The sequence below is a fragment of the Pseudomonas sp. Z1-14 genome (assembly GCF_051132005.1).
In the GTDB taxonomy this organism is placed as follows: domain Bacteria; phylum Pseudomonadota; class Gammaproteobacteria; order Pseudomonadales; family Pseudomonadaceae; genus Aquipseudomonas.
On record NZ_CP071646.1, the window covers coordinates 3759975 to 3776181 of the forward strand.

Annotated in this window: 14 protein-coding genes and 1 riboswitch; all 14 genes read right to left on the reverse strand. The window is 63.9% G+C overall.

The annotated features are described in order from the left end of the window. Positions 1 to 29: 29 nt before the first annotated feature. The 14 genes from J3P89_RS16820 to J3P89_RS16885 all read right to left on the reverse strand — a co-directional run bounded on the left by J3P89_RS16820 (position 30) and on the right by J3P89_RS16885 (position 16018). Positions 30 to 419 carry a RidA family protein gene (locus J3P89_RS16820; RefSeq protein ID WP_434694982.1) on the reverse strand — a complete coding sequence of 130 codons (390 nt, stop codon included), beginning with the start codon at positions 417 to 419 and terminating at the stop codon, positions 30 to 32. Positions 420 to 442: 23 nt separating this feature from the next. Then, a complete protein-coding gene (locus tag J3P89_RS16825; protein WP_305495315.1) occupies positions 443 to 1231 on the reverse strand; it encodes an amino acid ABC transporter ATP-binding protein in 789 nt (262 codons plus the stop codon). Beyond that, complete coding sequence (locus J3P89_RS16830) at positions 1228 to 1890, reverse strand: amino acid ABC transporter permease (protein WP_434568886.1); 663 nt, start codon at positions 1888 to 1890, stop codon at positions 1228 to 1230. The genes J3P89_RS16825 and J3P89_RS16830 overlap by 4 nt, the downstream gene beginning before the upstream one ends. 9 nt (positions 1891 to 1899) lie before the next feature. Next, the gene (locus J3P89_RS16835) at positions 1900 to 2562 is read right to left on the reverse strand and encodes an amino acid ABC transporter permease (RefSeq protein ID WP_434694983.1); all 663 of its coding nucleotides are present in this window, start codon (positions 2560 to 2562) and stop codon (positions 1900 to 1902) included. Positions 2563 to 2616: 54 nt separating this feature from the next. Next, a complete protein-coding gene (locus J3P89_RS16840) occupies positions 2617 to 3465 on the reverse strand; it encodes a transporter substrate-binding domain-containing protein (RefSeq protein WP_434568888.1) in 849 nt (282 codons plus the stop codon). A 368-nt stretch (positions 3466 to 3833) separates the two neighbouring features. Continuing rightward, positions 3834 to 4175, reverse strand: coding sequence for a hypothetical protein (locus J3P89_RS16845; protein ID WP_434603965.1), 342 nt, complete (start codon positions 4173 to 4175; stop codon positions 3834 to 3836). A gap of 101 nt (positions 4176 to 4276) precedes the next feature. Then, entirely contained in the window at positions 4277 to 4525 is a 249-nt protein-coding gene (locus J3P89_RS16850) for a type II toxin-antitoxin system Phd/YefM family antitoxin (RefSeq protein ID WP_434603963.1), read from the reverse strand. 64 nt (positions 4526 to 4589) lie between these two features. After that, complete coding sequence (locus J3P89_RS16855; protein WP_434694984.1) at positions 4590 to 6236, reverse strand: phospholipase D-like domain-containing protein; 1647 nt, start codon at positions 6234 to 6236, stop codon at positions 4590 to 4592. 200 nt (positions 6237 to 6436) lie between these two features. Next, the gene (locus J3P89_RS16860; RefSeq protein ID WP_434694985.1) at positions 6437 to 6994 is read right to left on the reverse strand and encodes a vWA domain-containing protein; all 558 of its coding nucleotides are present in this window, start codon (positions 6992 to 6994) and stop codon (positions 6437 to 6439) included. 101 nt (positions 6995 to 7095) lie between these two features. Next, on the reverse strand, positions 7096 to 8103 hold the full coding sequence (locus J3P89_RS16865; RefSeq protein ID WP_434694986.1) for an ATP-binding protein: 1008 nt from the start codon (positions 8101 to 8103) through the stop codon (positions 7096 to 7098). 179 nt (positions 8104 to 8282) lie between these two features. Then, on the reverse strand, positions 8283 to 12056 hold the full coding sequence (gene cobN, locus J3P89_RS16870; protein WP_434694987.1) for a cobaltochelatase subunit CobN: 3774 nt from the start codon (positions 12054 to 12056) through the stop codon (positions 8283 to 8285). A 3-nt stretch (positions 12057 to 12059) separates the two neighbouring features. Beyond that, positions 12060 to 13124, reverse strand: coding sequence for a cobalamin biosynthesis protein CobW (gene cobW, locus J3P89_RS16875; RefSeq protein ID WP_434694988.1), 1065 nt, complete (start codon positions 13122 to 13124; stop codon positions 12060 to 12062). Between the two features lie 99 nt (positions 13125 to 13223). Then, positions 13224 to 13455: riboswitch (cobalamin riboswitch) on the reverse strand. A 79-nt stretch (positions 13456 to 13534) separates the two neighbouring features. After that, a complete protein-coding gene (locus tag J3P89_RS16880) occupies positions 13535 to 14671 on the reverse strand; it encodes a glycerate kinase (protein WP_434694989.1) in 1137 nt (378 codons plus the stop codon). A gap of 237 nt (positions 14672 to 14908) precedes the next feature. Next, positions 14909 to 16018, reverse strand: coding sequence for a sugar diacid recognition domain-containing protein (locus J3P89_RS16885; protein ID WP_434694990.1), 1110 nt, complete (start codon positions 16016 to 16018; stop codon positions 14909 to 14911). Between the last annotated feature and the right edge of the window lie 189 nt (positions 16019 to 16207).

A 16207-nucleotide genomic window follows, 5' to 3' on the forward strand; every position in this document is an offset into this window, starting at 1 on the left:
CGGAAAGTGGCCTCGCCAGAATATCGTGTTCAGGCCTTTTTCTTGTAGGCGATGCAATCGATCTCGACCTTGCAGTCAACCATCATGCTCGCCTGCACACAGGCCCGGGCCGGGGCGTGTTCGGGGCTGAAGTATTCGCCGAAGACCTTGTTGAAACTCCAGAAATCCCGTGGGTCATCCAGCCAGACGCCGCAACGCACAACATCTTCCAGGCCATAGCCGGCCTCTTCGAGAATGGCGATCAGGTTCTTCATGGTCTGGTGCGTCTGCTCGACGATGCCGCCAGCGACGATCTCGCCATTCACCGCGGGCACCTGGCCGGACACGTGCAACCAGCCATCGGCCTGCACGGCGCGAGCGAAGGGCCGCGGCTGTCCGCCGCCCGCGGTGCTGCCGGTGCCATAGCGCGTAATGCTCATGAGTTACTCCTTATTGGATGGACTTAAAAACGGGTGTTCTTGAGAAATTCCGCCAGGCGCGGCGATTGAGGGCGCTCGAACAATTCCTTCGGCGGCCCCTGCTCTTCGATGCGGCCCTGGTTCATGAAAACGATCTTGTCGGAGACCTCGAAGGCAAAGCGCATCTCGTGGGTCACCAGCAGCATGGTCATGCCGTCTTCGGCCAGGCCCTTGATCACGTTCAGCACCTCGCCGACCAGCTCCGGATCCAGGGCCGAGGTCACTTCGTCGAACAACATCAGGCTGGGGTTCATCGCGATCGCCCGGGCAATCGCCACACGCTGCTGCTGGCCGCCGGACAACTGACCGGGAAAGTGATCGCGCCGTTCCAGCAGGCCGACCCGCTGCAGCCATTTCTCGGCCAGGGCCACCGCTTCGTCCTTCGGCAGTTTTTTCACCTTGAGCAGGCCCAGGGTGACGTTCTGCAAAGCGCTCAGATGCGGGAACAGGTTGAATTGCTGGAAGGCCATCCCGGTCATGGCCCGGTGCCTGGCGATGACTTTTTCGGCGTGACGCACGCGCTTGCCGTCCACCTCGTCATAACCGATGGACTCGCCGTCGAGCACGATCCGCCCGCCCTGGAATTCTTCGAGCATGTTGACGCAACGCAGCAGCGTGGTCTTGCCCGAGCCACTGGAGCCGATCAACGTCACCACGTTGCCGCGCTGCATGCTCAGGTCCACGCCCTTGAGCACTTCCAGCGGGCCGTATTGTTTGCGCAGGCCACGGATGTCCAGCAGCGGTTGCGCGTTTGAAAGGGAAACGTCAGTCATGGCAAGGCCACCCGCTTTTCAATGTGCCGCCCGAGCAATTCGATGGCGTAGTTGATGATGAAAAAGAGAAAACCGGCGAACAGGTAGAACTCCAGGGTCATGAAGGTCCGGGCGATGATCTGCTGGGTGCTGAGCAGCAGTTCGGCGACACCGATCACCGACAGCAGCGTCGAGGCCTTGACGATCTCGGTGGAGGAGTTCACCCAGGTCGGCAGGATCTGCCGCAAGGCCTGGGGCAAAAGCACATAACCGAGCGACTGGAAAAACGTCAGGCCGATGGCCTGGCTCGCCTCCATTTGCCCACGCGGCAAGGCCTGCAAGGCACCGCGCACGATCTCGGCCACGTGGGAGCCGCAGAACAGCGTCAATCCGAGGACGCCAGCCTCGAACGCACCGATCTGCCAACCCAGGGCCGGGGCCATGTAGAAGCAGGCCAGTACCAGCACAAATACCGGCGTACCGCGAATCAGGTCGACGTAGAAACGAAACGGCGCGCGCATCCAGACCCGGCCATAAGTCAGCGCCAACCCGGCGACGACACCGATCAAGGTGCCCAACACAATCGCCAGCGCCGAACATTGCACGCTGGTCAGGAAACCGGCCCACAAAGTCTCCCGGGCGACCCACAACTCCTGCAACCAACTAGGGGATTGGTACATGGAACGCTCCTAACGGCGGATCGCCAGGCGCTGCTCGAAGTAACGCAGCAACATGGCAATGAGGTAACAGGCCGCGACATACAGGGCCGTGGTGATCAGCCAGGTTTCAATCACCCGGTAGCTTTCCACGTTGATCTTGCGGGCATAGTAGGTCAGCTCCGGCACGGCAATCGCCGCCGCCAGCGAGGTGTCCTTGAACAGCGAAATGAAGTTGTTGGACAACGCCGGCAGCACGTTGCGCAGCATCACCGGCACGGTGACGTAGGCCTTTACCTGCCATTCGCCCAGGCCGATCGCCAGACCTGCTTCCCGCTGCCCTTTGTGAATACTCACCAGGCCGCCACGGAACACTTCGGTGAGGTAGGCCCCGGCGTACAGCGAAAGCGTGATGACGAACGACGGCAGCTTGTCCAGGCGAATACCCAGGCTCGGCAAGGCGAAGTAGATCAGCAGGATCAGCACCAGGATCGGTGTATTGCGGATCACCGTGACATACACCGAGGCCAACAACCGCAGTACGCGGTGCTTGCTCAACAGCGCGAACGCCAGCAGCAGGCCGATCACACAACCGATCGCGATCGACACCAGCGCGAGGGAAAGCCCCAGGCCAAGCCCCGCCAGCAGCGTGTCGAAATCGCGCCAGACGGCGGCAAAGTTCAACTGATAATTCATGGTCGGCAGTACCTTCGACGGGGCGCCCAACGGTGGCGCCCCGGGCTCACTGGGTCATTTGTATTCAACGGGGAAACCGATGGCCGGCGATGGCAGCTCGACGCCGAACCACTGTTTGAACGATGCGGCATAGGTCGGGAATTCCACACCGGTCATGGCTTCATGCAGCGCAGTGTTGACGAAGTTCAACCAGTCCTGGTCGCCGCGCTTGACCGCGCAAGCGTAGGTTTGCGGACTCCAGGCGTAGGCCGGGCTGCGGTAGCGACCGGGGTTCTGCACCATCAGGTATTTGACCGAGGACTGGTCGGTGGCAGCGGCATCGGCACGGCCGGAGTTCACCGCCTGATACATCAGGTCGACGCTGTCGTACTGGTCGACCTTGGCCTGGGGCAGCGCCTGGTGCACCAGTTCTTCGGCGTAGACGTTCTGCAGCACCGCCACGGTGACGTCGTCGCCGGCGGCCTTGAGGTCTTCGATTTCCTTGAACTTGCTGTTGGCCGGCAGTAGCAGGCCTACACCTTCGCGGTAGTACGGCAAGGTAAATGCCACCTGTTGGGCTCGGCTGGCGGTGACCGTAATGAACTGGCAGCTCATGTCGACCTTGTCGGTCAGCAGGTTGGGAATCCTTGCATCGGAAGACTGCACCACGAACTCGACTTTTTCCGGGTCATTGAACAAACCCTTGGCGACGATCCGCGCGATATCGATATCGAACCCCTGCAACTTGCCATCCGCTCCCTGGAAGTGCCACGGCGCATTGGTGCTGCCCGTGCCTACGATCAATTTCCCGCGTTGCAGCACGCTGTCCAGCTTGCTGTCGGCCGCCTGAGCGACCCCCATGGCAGCCGTCGTGGCCGCGAAGAGAAAAACACACGCTTTGAACAAGGAAGGTCGGCATTGCATGGCAAGCACTCCAGGATGAGTTTATTCCGCTATACCGGAACATGGTATGTAACAACGGAATAGACAGCAGAAAGTGTGCCACAGGCTTGATGTGCATGGGTGGGAAAAATGGAATTTGAGGAAAATCAGCGAGATGGAAGAATACAACGCCAGAGGGCACCCCGGCGGGTCGCTGCGTGGTTGCTACCGTTGGCCACGGATGCGGGTAGCGAGGCCCCAAATCGGTGCCGCTGCGGGTGGCTAGCCCTGTGGGAGCGAGCCTGCTCGCGATGGCGGTGTTTCAGCCGACAACAATGCCGACTGACCTGACGCTTTCGCGAGCAGGCTCGCTCCCACTTGGATTCGCGGCGCCTTGGGAAGGAGTCGGTCTATTTACGCTTGTAACTCTTGCTGCCGCCGGGTGTGAGGCAATAGACCCCGCCCCGGGGACCGACGCAATAATTGCCGCTGCCGCATTGGCAGCCGTCGGATGACTTGAGCAGCGATTGCGGGCGAGCCTCATTGCGAAGCCCCAGCACAGCGGAACAGGACCTTTTCGAAGCACTGATGGAGCCGTCGTTGCACAGGAACGTATCGCCGTCACATCCGGCAATGCCGCCCTTGCGTCCGGAACACGGCTGGTTGGCAGCGATGGCCGAAGTGCCCAGGGCCAACAACAGGACCGCGACACCGGTGCGAAGCAGAAAGAACTTTCCGTGACAGAGCTTCATGACAGCTTCCAGGCTGATAGATGGCCCTATGCTAGCACTGGAGTCGTTCCCCGCCTACCGCCGCAAATTGCCTGTTTCATGCGTTATCAAAAAACTCCAACTCATAAGTCATCGAGAGAAACCTTGATCGTCGGATCATTCTCCCGCTCGCGGCAAAGGGCAACCAGCTCGATGTCCTCAAGCCGCTCCATCATGGCTTCATACTCTTTGGCAGGGACACAGTAAAAAGCCGGCTCGTTACGGTTGAGGATCGCTACAGATAGTCCTCCGCCTGCAGCAACGGTGCCCATGGGGTTTTTCTTGAGTTCGGAGATGCTGGCTACCACTTGAGAAAGCACGATATGGGTCATGAGATATCCTCGAGCACTTTTAATGGTGCTAAAAATAGCACTCCAAACCGGCTCTCGCTACTGCTCAACGCCCGCAAAACCTCACCCTGGACAGCATCCGCAAATCCCCCTCGCGGTAATAGTCGTCGCTCCAGCTGTCATCCACCGCCAGCGGCTTGACCTGCTTGAGGGCGAGTTTTTTCACGAAGTAGCGAAAGCGGTAATGCTCGTAGAAACGCAGCAGTTCGAGCCCGTAGCGGTCGGCCAGGTCGGTGTCGCCCTGGATGACGAGGTAGTTCTCGTCGTTGCCGTTGCTCGCCGCGATGCTGAGATTATGGCTGCCGCTGATGATGGTCGGCGCATCGCTGGTGAAATCGGTGACCACCGCTTTGGTATGCACCAGCAGGTTGCCTTTCTGGCCTTTCATGTTTTCCCTGAGCCAACCTTCCAGGCCAGTATTGAGCAGCGCGGTGGCGGCGAATTCGGCGGTGCGGTCGGCGTGAAAACCGCTGATGCGGCTGGTGGTATTTTGCAGGCCGTAGCGCAGCACGTCGTCATTGGGCTGGCCGAGCAAGGCATCGAGGATCCGGTCGGGCAAGGCAAACGCCGTGACGAACAGCAGGTCCTTGCGCGCACCGTCGATGATGTCGACGAAGCGATCCAGATCGCCCTGCCCGGTACGCGGCGAGAAACCGGCGAACAGTTTCTCGTCTGCATCCATGGGGTTGTTACGGGTCAGCCATTGGCGCGTGGCATCGACATCCTCCGGCGTGGCCCAGATCTGCTCGAACACCTGAAGGTAACTGGCGCTGATGCGCGGGTCGTCCAGCACATGAATGACATTGGCCTGGCGGTAGATGCCATTGGCGGTGAAATTGGTGCTGCCGCACAGCACCGCCTCGGGTTTCAGCGACGCGTTGCCTTCGACTTTGCTCAGCACGATGAACTTGTCGTGGAAGATATTGTGGGTGACCCGCCCACGCTTGTTCGCCGCTGGCAGTTTTTCCAGGCTGGCTTCGTTGCGCAGCGTACCGTCATCCCCCGGTTCGGCGTGGTACAGCACCCTGACCCGTGCACCACGGGCATGGGCAGCGTTCACCGCATCGACGATCACCGGTAATTCGTACTCATAAATGGCGACGTCCAGCGCCCAGTTGGCATCGAGCGCCCGATCGATGAAGCCGGTCAGGCGTCCCAGCAAGCCATTTTCCAGCCAGCGCCGCGGCGCGTCGGGCCAGTCGTCGATGGACAGGTTCTTGTTGGCGTCAATGAGTGCGTCCAGTTCGGGAAACTTGCGCTGGAACGCCTGACTGGCGGCCACCGCGCGATTGAAGATGACCCGCTGGTTGGCCGGCTGGCCGTCATCACTGGTGACGCTCACTTCGAGGGATTCGCCCAGTTGCGGCGCATCGGCGTTGCCGTAGGCCAGGTGCACGCGGTAATGAATCGTCACGCCAGGGTTGACGGCGTAATCGGCCCAGCGAAATTTCTGCAAGGGCGCCTTGTCGCTGGGCGTGGCATGGAACTGGGGAAAGGTGTGCGCCTTGTCGGGGAACGTCAGGCTGTTGAACAGGAACAGCCAGGGCTTGGCGCCCTGCTGTTTCTCGATGGCAAAACCCAGCAGCCCCTTGCGCCGGGGCTCGGCCAGGTCCATGGCGAGCAACACGCCGTTGGTGCCGGCATAGGCCTTGACCCGGAAATCGTCCTTCGCGTTGGTAACGAGTACGCGCATGGTTCACTCCTGTGGAGACTGCCTGAGCATAGAGCAGTGATGCAGATTGAACATAGAGGTCCTGGACCGAGGTGATGCCTTCGCGAGCAGGCTCGCTCCCACATTGGTTTCGCTGTGGGCACATAACCAGTGCAAGCCCCGTCACCCTGTGGGAGCGAGCCTGCTCGCGAAGGGGCCTGTCGTTACACCGCAAAGTTCAGTCAGTGCGCTTCATCGATATGCCGATACTCAGCCCCCAACTGCTCCGCCAGTTGCCGCGCCCGGCCCAGGCGAATCGGGCCGCGCTCGATGTCGATCAGCAGGCACGGGCGTTCGAGAGGCGGCACGCCCAGCCCGTCCTTGACTCGTCCATCGGTCATCAGCAACACCCGCTGCTGCTCCGCCGGATAGCGCTTGCGCCGAATCATGAGCCAGCGCTGCGCCTCGTCCAGCGCCGCCAGCAACGGCGTGCCGCCGCCGGCGCCCAGCGCGTCGAGCCAAGCGCCAAGGCCAGTAGAGGCCTTGAGCCCCTGCACTTGCCACCTCGGCGCGGCGCCGCTGGCCGTCAACAGCGCCAACCGTGCACGTTGTCGGTAGGCGTCATCGAACAGTTGGGCCAGCAGGCCCTTGCCGTCACTCAAGGCGCGATGGCGACGGGTCGAGGCCGACGCATCGACGATCACCAGCCACAGCTCATGGGCTGAACGCTGCCGCCATTTGAAACGCAAATCCGCCAGCAGGCGTGGACGCCCCTTGAGCAACGTGCCTGGCCAATCCACCGCACCGCTGGCGGCCGCTTTGCCGTGGCCCTGGCGGCCCTGGTCGAGCAGTCCCGGACGGGGTCTGGCATTCGCCCCCGCGGACGACCGGGGGCGAATGCCTAGGGCTTTTTTGGCCAGCTCGGCACGTCACGCCGGGCACCGGTCGGCAGCGCCCGGGCCGGCAGATCACCCCATAGTCCCTGGCCTTCGCCGGACTCGCTCGCTTCATTCGGGCGCGGCGACGGTGCCTGGGACGGCGCGGGGGCCGGGGACGCAGGGTCGCGGCGCCGATGGCGCAAAGCAAACTCGGCGACGGCGTCGATGTCTTCGGCGGCGATGGCGTCCGCGCCACGCCAGGCGGCATGAGCACGGGCGGCCCGCAACCAGACGAGGTCGGCGCGCAAGCCATCGACCCCAGCGGCGAAGCAGCGCTCGGTAACCTGCTCCAGCGCCGTGTCATCCAATGGGATCCCGGCCAACCGCGCGCGCGCCTGTTGGCAGCGCTCACGCAACTGTCGTTGGGCGGTTTCCCACTCGGCGCAGAACGCCGCCGGATCGCTGTCGAAATCCAGCCGCCGCCGAATGATCTGCCCGCGCTCGGCAGGTGCCGTGTGTCCGTCAAGCGCCACGTTCAGGCCGAAACGGTCGAGCAATTGCGGACGCAGTTCGCCCTCCTCCGGGTTCATGGTGCCGATCAGCACAAAACGCGCCGGATGCCGGTGGGAAATGCCGTCGCGCTCGATCAGGTTGGTGCCGCTGGCCGCGACGTCCAGCAACAGGTCCACCAGGTGATCCGGCAACAGGTTCACCTCATCGACATACAGCACGCCACCGTCGGCCTTGGCCAGCACGCCGGGGGAAAATTGCGCGCGCCCTTCCCCAAGTGCGGCATTCAGGTCCAGAGTGCCCACCAGCCGTTCTTCGGTGGCGCCCAGTGGCAAGGTCACGAACTGACCGCTTGCCAACAGATCCGCCAGGCCCCGGGCCAGCGTGGACTTGGCCATCCCCCGTGGACCTTCGATCAGCACACCGCCGATCTTCGGATCGATCGCCGCCAGGCACAGGGCCAGTTTCAGCGCATCGGCGCCGACCACGGCGGAAAGGGGAAAATGGGCGGTGTCGGTCATGTTGAATGTCTCATGGATGTAAAAACGTCCCCGGGGCGAGGGAGCTTGCTCCCGCTGGGCTGCGCAGCAGCCCCGACAACCTGAGGTCTCGGCGTTTTTCTGGATGACGGATGACGGCTGCTGCGCAGCCGAGCGGGAGCAAGCTCCCTCGCCACAAAAGCCCGGCAGTCATCGGCAAATCAGCCATCTTCTTCGATATCCAGCAACAGATTCTCCAGCGCCTCGCGATAGTCGCCCGGTTCCTGCCACATCCCCCGCTGCTGGGCTTCGAGCATTCGCTCGGTCATGTCCCGCAGGGCGTCGGGGTTGTGCTGGCGGACGAAGTCCCGGGTATTCGGATCGAGCAGGTAGGCATCGGCCAGCAAGGCGTACTGGTGATCATCGATCAGCTGCGTGGTAGCGTCGAAGGCAAACAGGTTGTCCACCGTCGCCGCCAGTTCGAACGCGCCCTTGTAACCATGGCGCTTGACGCCGTCGATCCACTTCGGATTGGCCGCGCGGGAGCGGATGACCCGGTTGAGCTCTTCCTTCAGGGTGCGGATTTTCGGCAACTCCGGCTGGCTGTGATCGCCGTGGTAACTGGCCGCGGCTTCGCCACTCAAGGTTTCGACGGCGGCGAGCATGCCGCCCTGGAACTGGTAGTAATCGTTGGAATCGAGCAGGTCGTGCTCGCGGTTGTCCTGGTTCTGCAACACCGCTTGCACCTGACTCAGGCGCCGGCTGAACTGAGCCCGCGCGGCGGTGCCTTCATCACTGGCGCCGTAGGCGTAGCCGCCCCAGTTGAGGTACACCTCGGCCAGGTCTTCGCGGCTCTGCCAGAGACGTCCGTCAACAGCGCCCTGCACGCCCGCACCATAGGCGCCGGGCTTGGCGCCGAAGATCCGCCAGCCGGCCTGGCGCGTCGCGTCTTCCAACGGCAGTCCGGTTTGCCGCAAGGCTTCGCATTCGCTGCGGACTTTCGCCGCCAGCGGGTTCATGTCGTCCGGCTCATCGAGGGCCGCAACGGCCTGCACCGCCGCATCGAACAGGCGGATCAGGTTGGCGAAGGCGTCCCGGAAGAACCCCGAGACCCGCAGCGTCACATCGACCCGGGGCCGGTCCAGCAGGCTCAACGGCAGGATTTCGAAATCGTCGACGCGCTGGCTGCCCGTGGCCCACACCGGGCGCACGCCCATCAGCGCCATGGCCTGGGCAATGTCATCACCACCGGTGCGCATGGTCGCGGTGCCCCACACCGACAGACCGAGCTGGCGCAGGTGATCGCCGTGGTCCTGCAAGTGCCGTTCGAGGATCAGGTTGGCCGATTGGAAGCCGATACGCCACGCCGTGGTGGTGGGCAGGTTGCGCACATCGACGGAGAAAAAATTGCGTCCGGTCGGCAGCACATCCAGGCGTCCACGACTCGGCGCACCGCTGGGGCCGGCCGGCACGAAGCGCCCACCCAGGGCATCAAGCAAGCCGCGCATTTCCGCCGGACCACAGGCGTCCAGGCGCGGCGCGACGACGCAGCGCAGGTGTTCGATGATGCAGCCCACCGCGTCCCAGCCCGGCGCGTCGAGCTGCTCGACCGGACCTTCCAGGGCCTGTTCGATCAACCGTGCAGCAAACAACTCCAGGCGCTCGCGAGTGTCACCGACGCTGCGCCAAGGCTCGGCGCTGACCTCTCCCAGGGCCTCGGGCCGCGTTCCGGTCCATGGCTCGGCCAAGGCACAATCGAGCGGATCGAACCCCAACCCGAACGCCTTCGCCAGGGCCCGCAACAGGCTCGACTGCGCACCCTTGCCGTCGCCACGGGGAATACGCAGCAACGCCAGCAAGGTATCGATACGCAACCGTCCGCCAGGCGACTCGCCGAAGATATGCAGGCCGTCGCGAATCTGCGACTCCTTCAGGTCGCACAGGTAGGTGTCCAGGCGTGGCAGCCAGATCGCCGCGTCGGCGTCGCTGTCGAGGGCGGCGTCGAGTTGCAGTTCGCGGTCGATGTGGGTCTCGCGCACCAGGTTGAGGATATCCCGTTGCAGCTCCCGGGCGCGGCGCGGGTCGAGCAGTTGCGCCTCGTAGTATTCGTCCGCGAGCAGTTCGAGGTTGCGCAGCGGCCCGTAGGTTTCGGCCCGGGTCAGCGGCGGCATCAAGTGATCGATGATTACCGCCTGTGTGCGTCGCTTGGCCTGGGCGCCCTCGCCCGGGTCATTGACGATGAACGGGTAGATGTTCGGCAGCGGTCCGAGCAGCGCATCCGGCCAGCAATTTTCCGAGAGCCCGACGCCCTTGCCCGGCAGCCATTCGAGGTTGCCGTGCTTGCCGACGTGAATCATTGCATGGGCGCCGTAGGTGTGGCGTAACCAGAAGTAGAACGCCAGGTAACCGTGGGGCGGCACCAGGTCCGGGTCGTGGTAGACCGCGCTCGGGTCAAGCTGATACCCGCGCGCCGGCTGGATGCCGACAAACGTCAGGCCCAGGCGCAACCCGGCGACCATCAGCCGACCTTGGCGGAACATCGGGTCCTGCTCGGGCGCGCCCCAACGGGCCAATACCGCGTCGCGATTGGCCTCGGGTAGCGCGTCGAACATGGCTTGATAGGCGTCCAGGGCCAGGCTTTGATGACACGGGCGCAAATCCAGGCTGTCGAGATCGTTGCTGACGCCGCCGAGCAATTGATGGATCAACGCGGTGCCGCTGGCCGGCAGCTCGGCCGACAGCGGATAGCCCTCGGCCTGCAGGGCGCGGAGGATATTCAGCGCCGCCGCCGGCGTGTCCAGGCCGACACCGTTGCCGATGCGCCCATCACGAGTCGGGTAGTTGGCGAGGATCAGCGCCACGCGCTTTTCGCGGTTGGGCAGACGCGCCAGCGCCGTCCAGCGCCGGGCCAGCTCGGCAACGAAATCCATGCGCTCGGGCACCGCCCGGTAGCAGACCACGTCGCTCTGGCTGCGCTCGCTGCGCCAGGCCAGGTCCTTGAAACTGATGGGCCGGCTGATAATCCGTCCATCCAGTTCCGGCAGGGCGATGTGCATCGCCAGGTCGCGTGGCCCCAGGCCTTGTTCGCTGGCGCGCCAGCCGGGCTCATTGTCCTGCGCGCAGATCGCCTGGATCACCGGGATGTCGCGGCGAAACGGCCGCAGATGCGGTGCTTCAGGGCTGGATTGGGCGAAGCCGGTGGTGTTTAGAATCACCCCCGCCGCTGCCTCGTCCAACCAATCTTCCACCTGTGCCAGACAACCGGGTTCCTTGAGACTCGCCACGGCAATCGGCAGCGGATTGAGCCCCGCCGCTTGCAGGCGCTGGCAGAATATGTCGATGAAAGCAGTGTTCGCCGCTTGCAGGTGTGAGCGATAGAACAACACCGCCGCCACCGGTTCGTCGGCGCGCCAGTCGGTTTGCCAATGATCGAGGGTCGCGTGGGTTTGTTCGGGGTGGTAGATCGCTGTGCGCGGCAAGGGCTGCGGTTCGGCCCACGGATAATCGCGCGCAAACCATTGGCTGCCGAGATGATGGAACAGGTTCAGGGCATTGGCCAATCCGCCCTGGCGCAAGAACTGCCAGAGCCGGTCGCGATCCTCGAACGCTACGTTGCTCAGGTCGCTGAGCTCCGGGTCGGGGCGATCATCCCCCGGCACCAGGATCAGCTTCACGCCGCGCGCGGCCAGTTCCATCAGGCGCTCGATGCCGTAGCGCCAATAGCCGATGCCACCGTGCAGCGACAACATGATGACCTTGGCGTGGCGCAGTACGTCGTCGACATACAGGTCCACCGACGCGTGGTTCTGCACCTGCATCGGGTTGGCGAGGCGAAACTGCGGGTAGTCGTCCGGTAATTGCCGCGCCGCTTCGGCCAGCAGCGCCAGGCTGGAATCGCCGCTGCACAGGATCACCAGCTCGGCGGGGGTTTGTCCGAGGTCGGCGATGTTGTCATCCGAGACAAAACCGCCGGGCTGGGTCCTGAGCAGGTGCATGGCTTAGACGCTGAGGGCGGCGCGCAGCTGCGCTTCAAGCAGCCCGGCATCCAGCGCCTGGCCGATCAGCACCAGCCGCGTCACCCGCGCTTCGTCGGCGCCCCACTGGCGGTCGAAATGCTTGTCGAAGCGCGTGCCGACGCCCTGGATCAACAAGCGCATCGGCTTGTTCGGGATCGCCGCGAAACCCTTGATCCGCAGCACGTCATGCTGGATCACCAGTTGCGTCAGCGCGTCCAGCAGCAGGCTTTCATCGGCCTGGGGCAGTTCGAGGGAGATCGAGTCGAAGGCGTCATGATCGTGGTCGTCATCATCACCGTCATGGTGGTGATCGTGGTGGCTGTGGCGGCTGTCGATGTGCTCCTCGGAGCCTGCGCCCAGGCCGATCAGCACGTCCAGCGGCAGGCGACCGCTGCTGGCTTCGATGACCTTGACCGCTGGCGGCAATTCTTCGGCGACTTCCAGGCGGACTTTTGCCAGGTCTTCAGGGCTGATCAGGTCGGCCTTGTTGAGGATCACCAGGTCGGCGCTCGCCAGTTGATCGGCGAACAGCTCGTGCAGCGGCGATTCGTGATCCAGGTTCGGGTCCAGTTTGCGCTGGGCATCGACCTGGTCGGGGAACGCGGCAAAAGTACCGGCGGCCACGGCCGGGCTGTCGACCACGGTAATCACCGCATCGACCGTGCAGGCGCTGCGGATTTCCGGCCACTGGAAGGCCTGGACCAAGGGCTTGGGCAGGGCCAGGCCAGAGGTTTCGATGAGGATGTGGTCGAGGTCGCCGCGACGGGCCACCAGTTCGCGCATCACCGGAAAAAACTCTTCCTGCACGGTGCAGCACAGGCAACCGTTGGCCAACTCGTAGACCCGGCCGTTGGCTTCTTCTTCGGTGCAACCGATGGAGCACTGCTTGAGAATCTCACCGTCGATACCGAGTTCGCCGAATTCGTTGACGATCACCGCGATGCGCCGGCCCTGGGCGTTGTCGAGCATGTGCCGCAGCAAGGTGGTCTTACCCGAGCCGAGGAAACCGGTGACGATGGTGACGGGGAGTTTGGCCAGTGTTTTCATCGGATGCCCTTTGGCAAGGTGGCGGGCAAACGGGACGACAACCGCTGGCACAGACGCGCGCGGAAGATTTCGCCACCGGATCACCCCGCACGGTTGTAGTGAGAATCTGTTGTCGAGGCAGGTCTCCTGGCTGACGGCGGGCCGGTCCACGCTTCATACAAAGCCTGGACCGACAATTTGCTGCGCCTTCCCGTGCGCCCGTTGAAAAAGGGCATGCACAGTGGCCTTGCAGAAACAGCACCGTTCACAGTTGCGGGGGCAGCCGCGGCTTGGACCGCGTTCCCTTCTTAGCTTCGGCGTACGCCAAAGAACCTCGAAGGCGCAAGGCTACGCAGGGTGCGCGGGCGGGTCAATGTCCGTGAGGCAAACTCCGGGGCCGGTGCCTCATCGTCGGCACCGGCACGGCCGATCTAGCGGGCCGCCACGCGCCAGAGCCGGGCGATGTCCCGCGCGCGCTCGGCCAACAGGCGTGGCGCATCGGTGCAGGCCTCTTGAAGTGTCATCGGCCCGTTCGCCAGGGCAAAGGCGGCATCGATGCCATGCTCATACAGCGCCTGGTAACCCTCCCCCAACGTGCCGGCAATGACCACCACCGGTACACCTTGGCGCCGGGCAATGCGGGCCACGCCAAAAGGCGTCTTGCCGCGCAGGGTCTGGGCATCGAAACGGCCTTCGCCGGTGATGACCAGATCGGCCCCGTTGATCGCCTCGGCCAGGCCGGTCAATTGCGCAACGACTTCCACGCCGGTGCGAAACCGGGCCTGGAGAAAGGCCTTGGCCGCGAATCCCAGGCCTCCGGCGGCGCCACTGCCCGGTTCGTCGCGCACGTTCCGGTGCAACGCCTGGGCGCAGCGCTCGGCGAAATGCCCCAGCGCGCGATCCAGTTGCTGCACCTGCTCGGCAGAAGCGCCCTTCTGCGGGCCGAACACCGCTGAAGCGCCATGGGGCCCGCACAAGGGGTTATCGACGTCGGCGGCGATCTCGAAACGCACCCCGGCCAGGCGCGGGTCCAACTCGCTCAGGTCAATGCGCGCCAGTTTCCCCAGGGCCAGGCCGCCGGGCGGCAGCGATTGGCCCTGTGCGTCCAGCAGCGCCACGCCCAGAGCCTGCATCGCCCCGGCACCGCCGTCGTTGGTGGCACTGCCGCCGATCGCCAGGATCACGCGACGGGCACCCTCATCGAGGGCGGCGCGAATCAGTTCGCCGGTGCCGAAGGTGCTGCTGGAGCACGCGTCGCGCTGTCCCGGCGGCACCAGTTGCAGGCCGCTGGCCTCAGCCATCTCGATGATCGCGGTGCCGCTGTCGGGCAGCCAGCCCCAGCGGGCCTCGACAGCGGCGCTCAAGGGCCCGCGAACCAGGGCGCGACGCCATTGGCCGTTGCACGCCGCCAGCACCGACTCCACCGTCCCTTCCCCGCCGTCGGCCATCGGGCATTTGATCAGTTGCGCATCCGGCCAGACCTCGGCCAACCCTTGGGCAATCGCGTCCGCCACGCCCTGGGCGCTGAGACTGTCCTTGAACGAGTCGGGGGCGATGATTATTTTCATTTTTGTTCTCCGGTTCCGATGCACAGCATGCTGCCAGCTGACCGCAGCCCTGACGCCGGTCCGCCGCACAAAACTCCTTGGGCATTATTGGTCAATTTCACAAAGGACGGTGGTCGTTGGCTATGCAGGCCTCTTCGCGAGCAGGCTCGCTCCCACAAGTATTTCTACTGGATATGGGATCACAGCAGATCCAATGTGGGAGCGAGCCTGCTCGCGAAGGGATCACGCCGGATAATTTTAATCATGGGGCAACAGTTGGACGCCTAGATACAACGCCAGCATCCCATCCAGCCGCAGCGGGTCCACGCCGCTGAGCTCGGCGATGCGTTCCATGCGATAGCGCAGGCTGTTGCGGTGGATGCCCAGGGCGTCGGCGCAAGCCTGGCTCTGGCCGTCGTGTTCGCACCAGCTGCGCAGGGTGGCCAGGAGTTGTCCGTTGTTGTCCTTGGCCATCACCTTGCGCAACGGCGTCAGCAACTCGTCCAGCGCATCGTCGCTGCGATGACGCCAGAGCAGCACCGGCAGGCGATAACGATTGAGGATCAACAGACGCGACTGCGGCAGGACATCACGACCGTAAGCGAGCAGGTCCGCCACACGCCGGTAGCAACGGCGCAGGCCGGTCAGACCCTCGGCCTGACCGCCCACCGCCACCCTGAGGATGTTCCAGCCCAGCCCGTCGAGCTTGCCGAGCAAGCGCTCGTTCTCCACCGAAGCCGTGACCGGCCGGCACCAGAGCAAAGAAGATTTGGATGAGGTCAGGCACCAGCTGTCCGGGTAGCGCGACATCAGCCACGCGCTCAGCGCCTCGACCGTTTGCCCGGGCCCATGCTCCTGGCCCAATTCAAACAGGTACGGCACCCGCGACAGCTGCGGCTTGAGGCCCATCTGCAGGGCTTCGTCGACCAACCGTGGCGAATCCCCGGTATCGCCCAGCAACAACGCCAGCAAATCATCGCAACGCTGGCGCCGCCATTGTTGCTCGGCCTGCTGGTTGCGCTGGGCGAGCAGCATTTCGGCGGTCATGCGCACCAGTTCGGCGTAGGTGCGCAGTTGCGCGGGTTCGCCGGTGATACCAAGCACGCCGATCAGCCGCTGGTCGAGCATCAACGGCAGGTTGATTCCTGGCTGCACGCCCTTGAGGTGCACGGCGGTGTGCTCGTCGATTTCCACCACCCGCCCATTCGCCAGGACCAGCTGCGCACCCTCGTGACGGGTATTGATGCGCTCGCGCTCGCCGCTGGCGAGGATCAGGCCCTGGTTGTCCATGACGTTGACGTTATAGGGCAGAATCGCCATCGCCCGGTCGACGATGTCCTGGGCCAGGTCGTGATCGAGTTCGAACATGGGCGACTCCTTGTGAGCAGGGTTCTTGTTATTGGGCGTAATGCTTCAGCGCGATTGGTCAGCCGCACAGGGTCCGCGCCCAAACCCTGTGCCCCGGCACAAAGACACGGGCCCTCAGGCTGGCCGAGACTCAAGGGGCGGTCAACGTTACCCCTTGGCACGCCAAAATCATAATAAAGAGAGACCCGC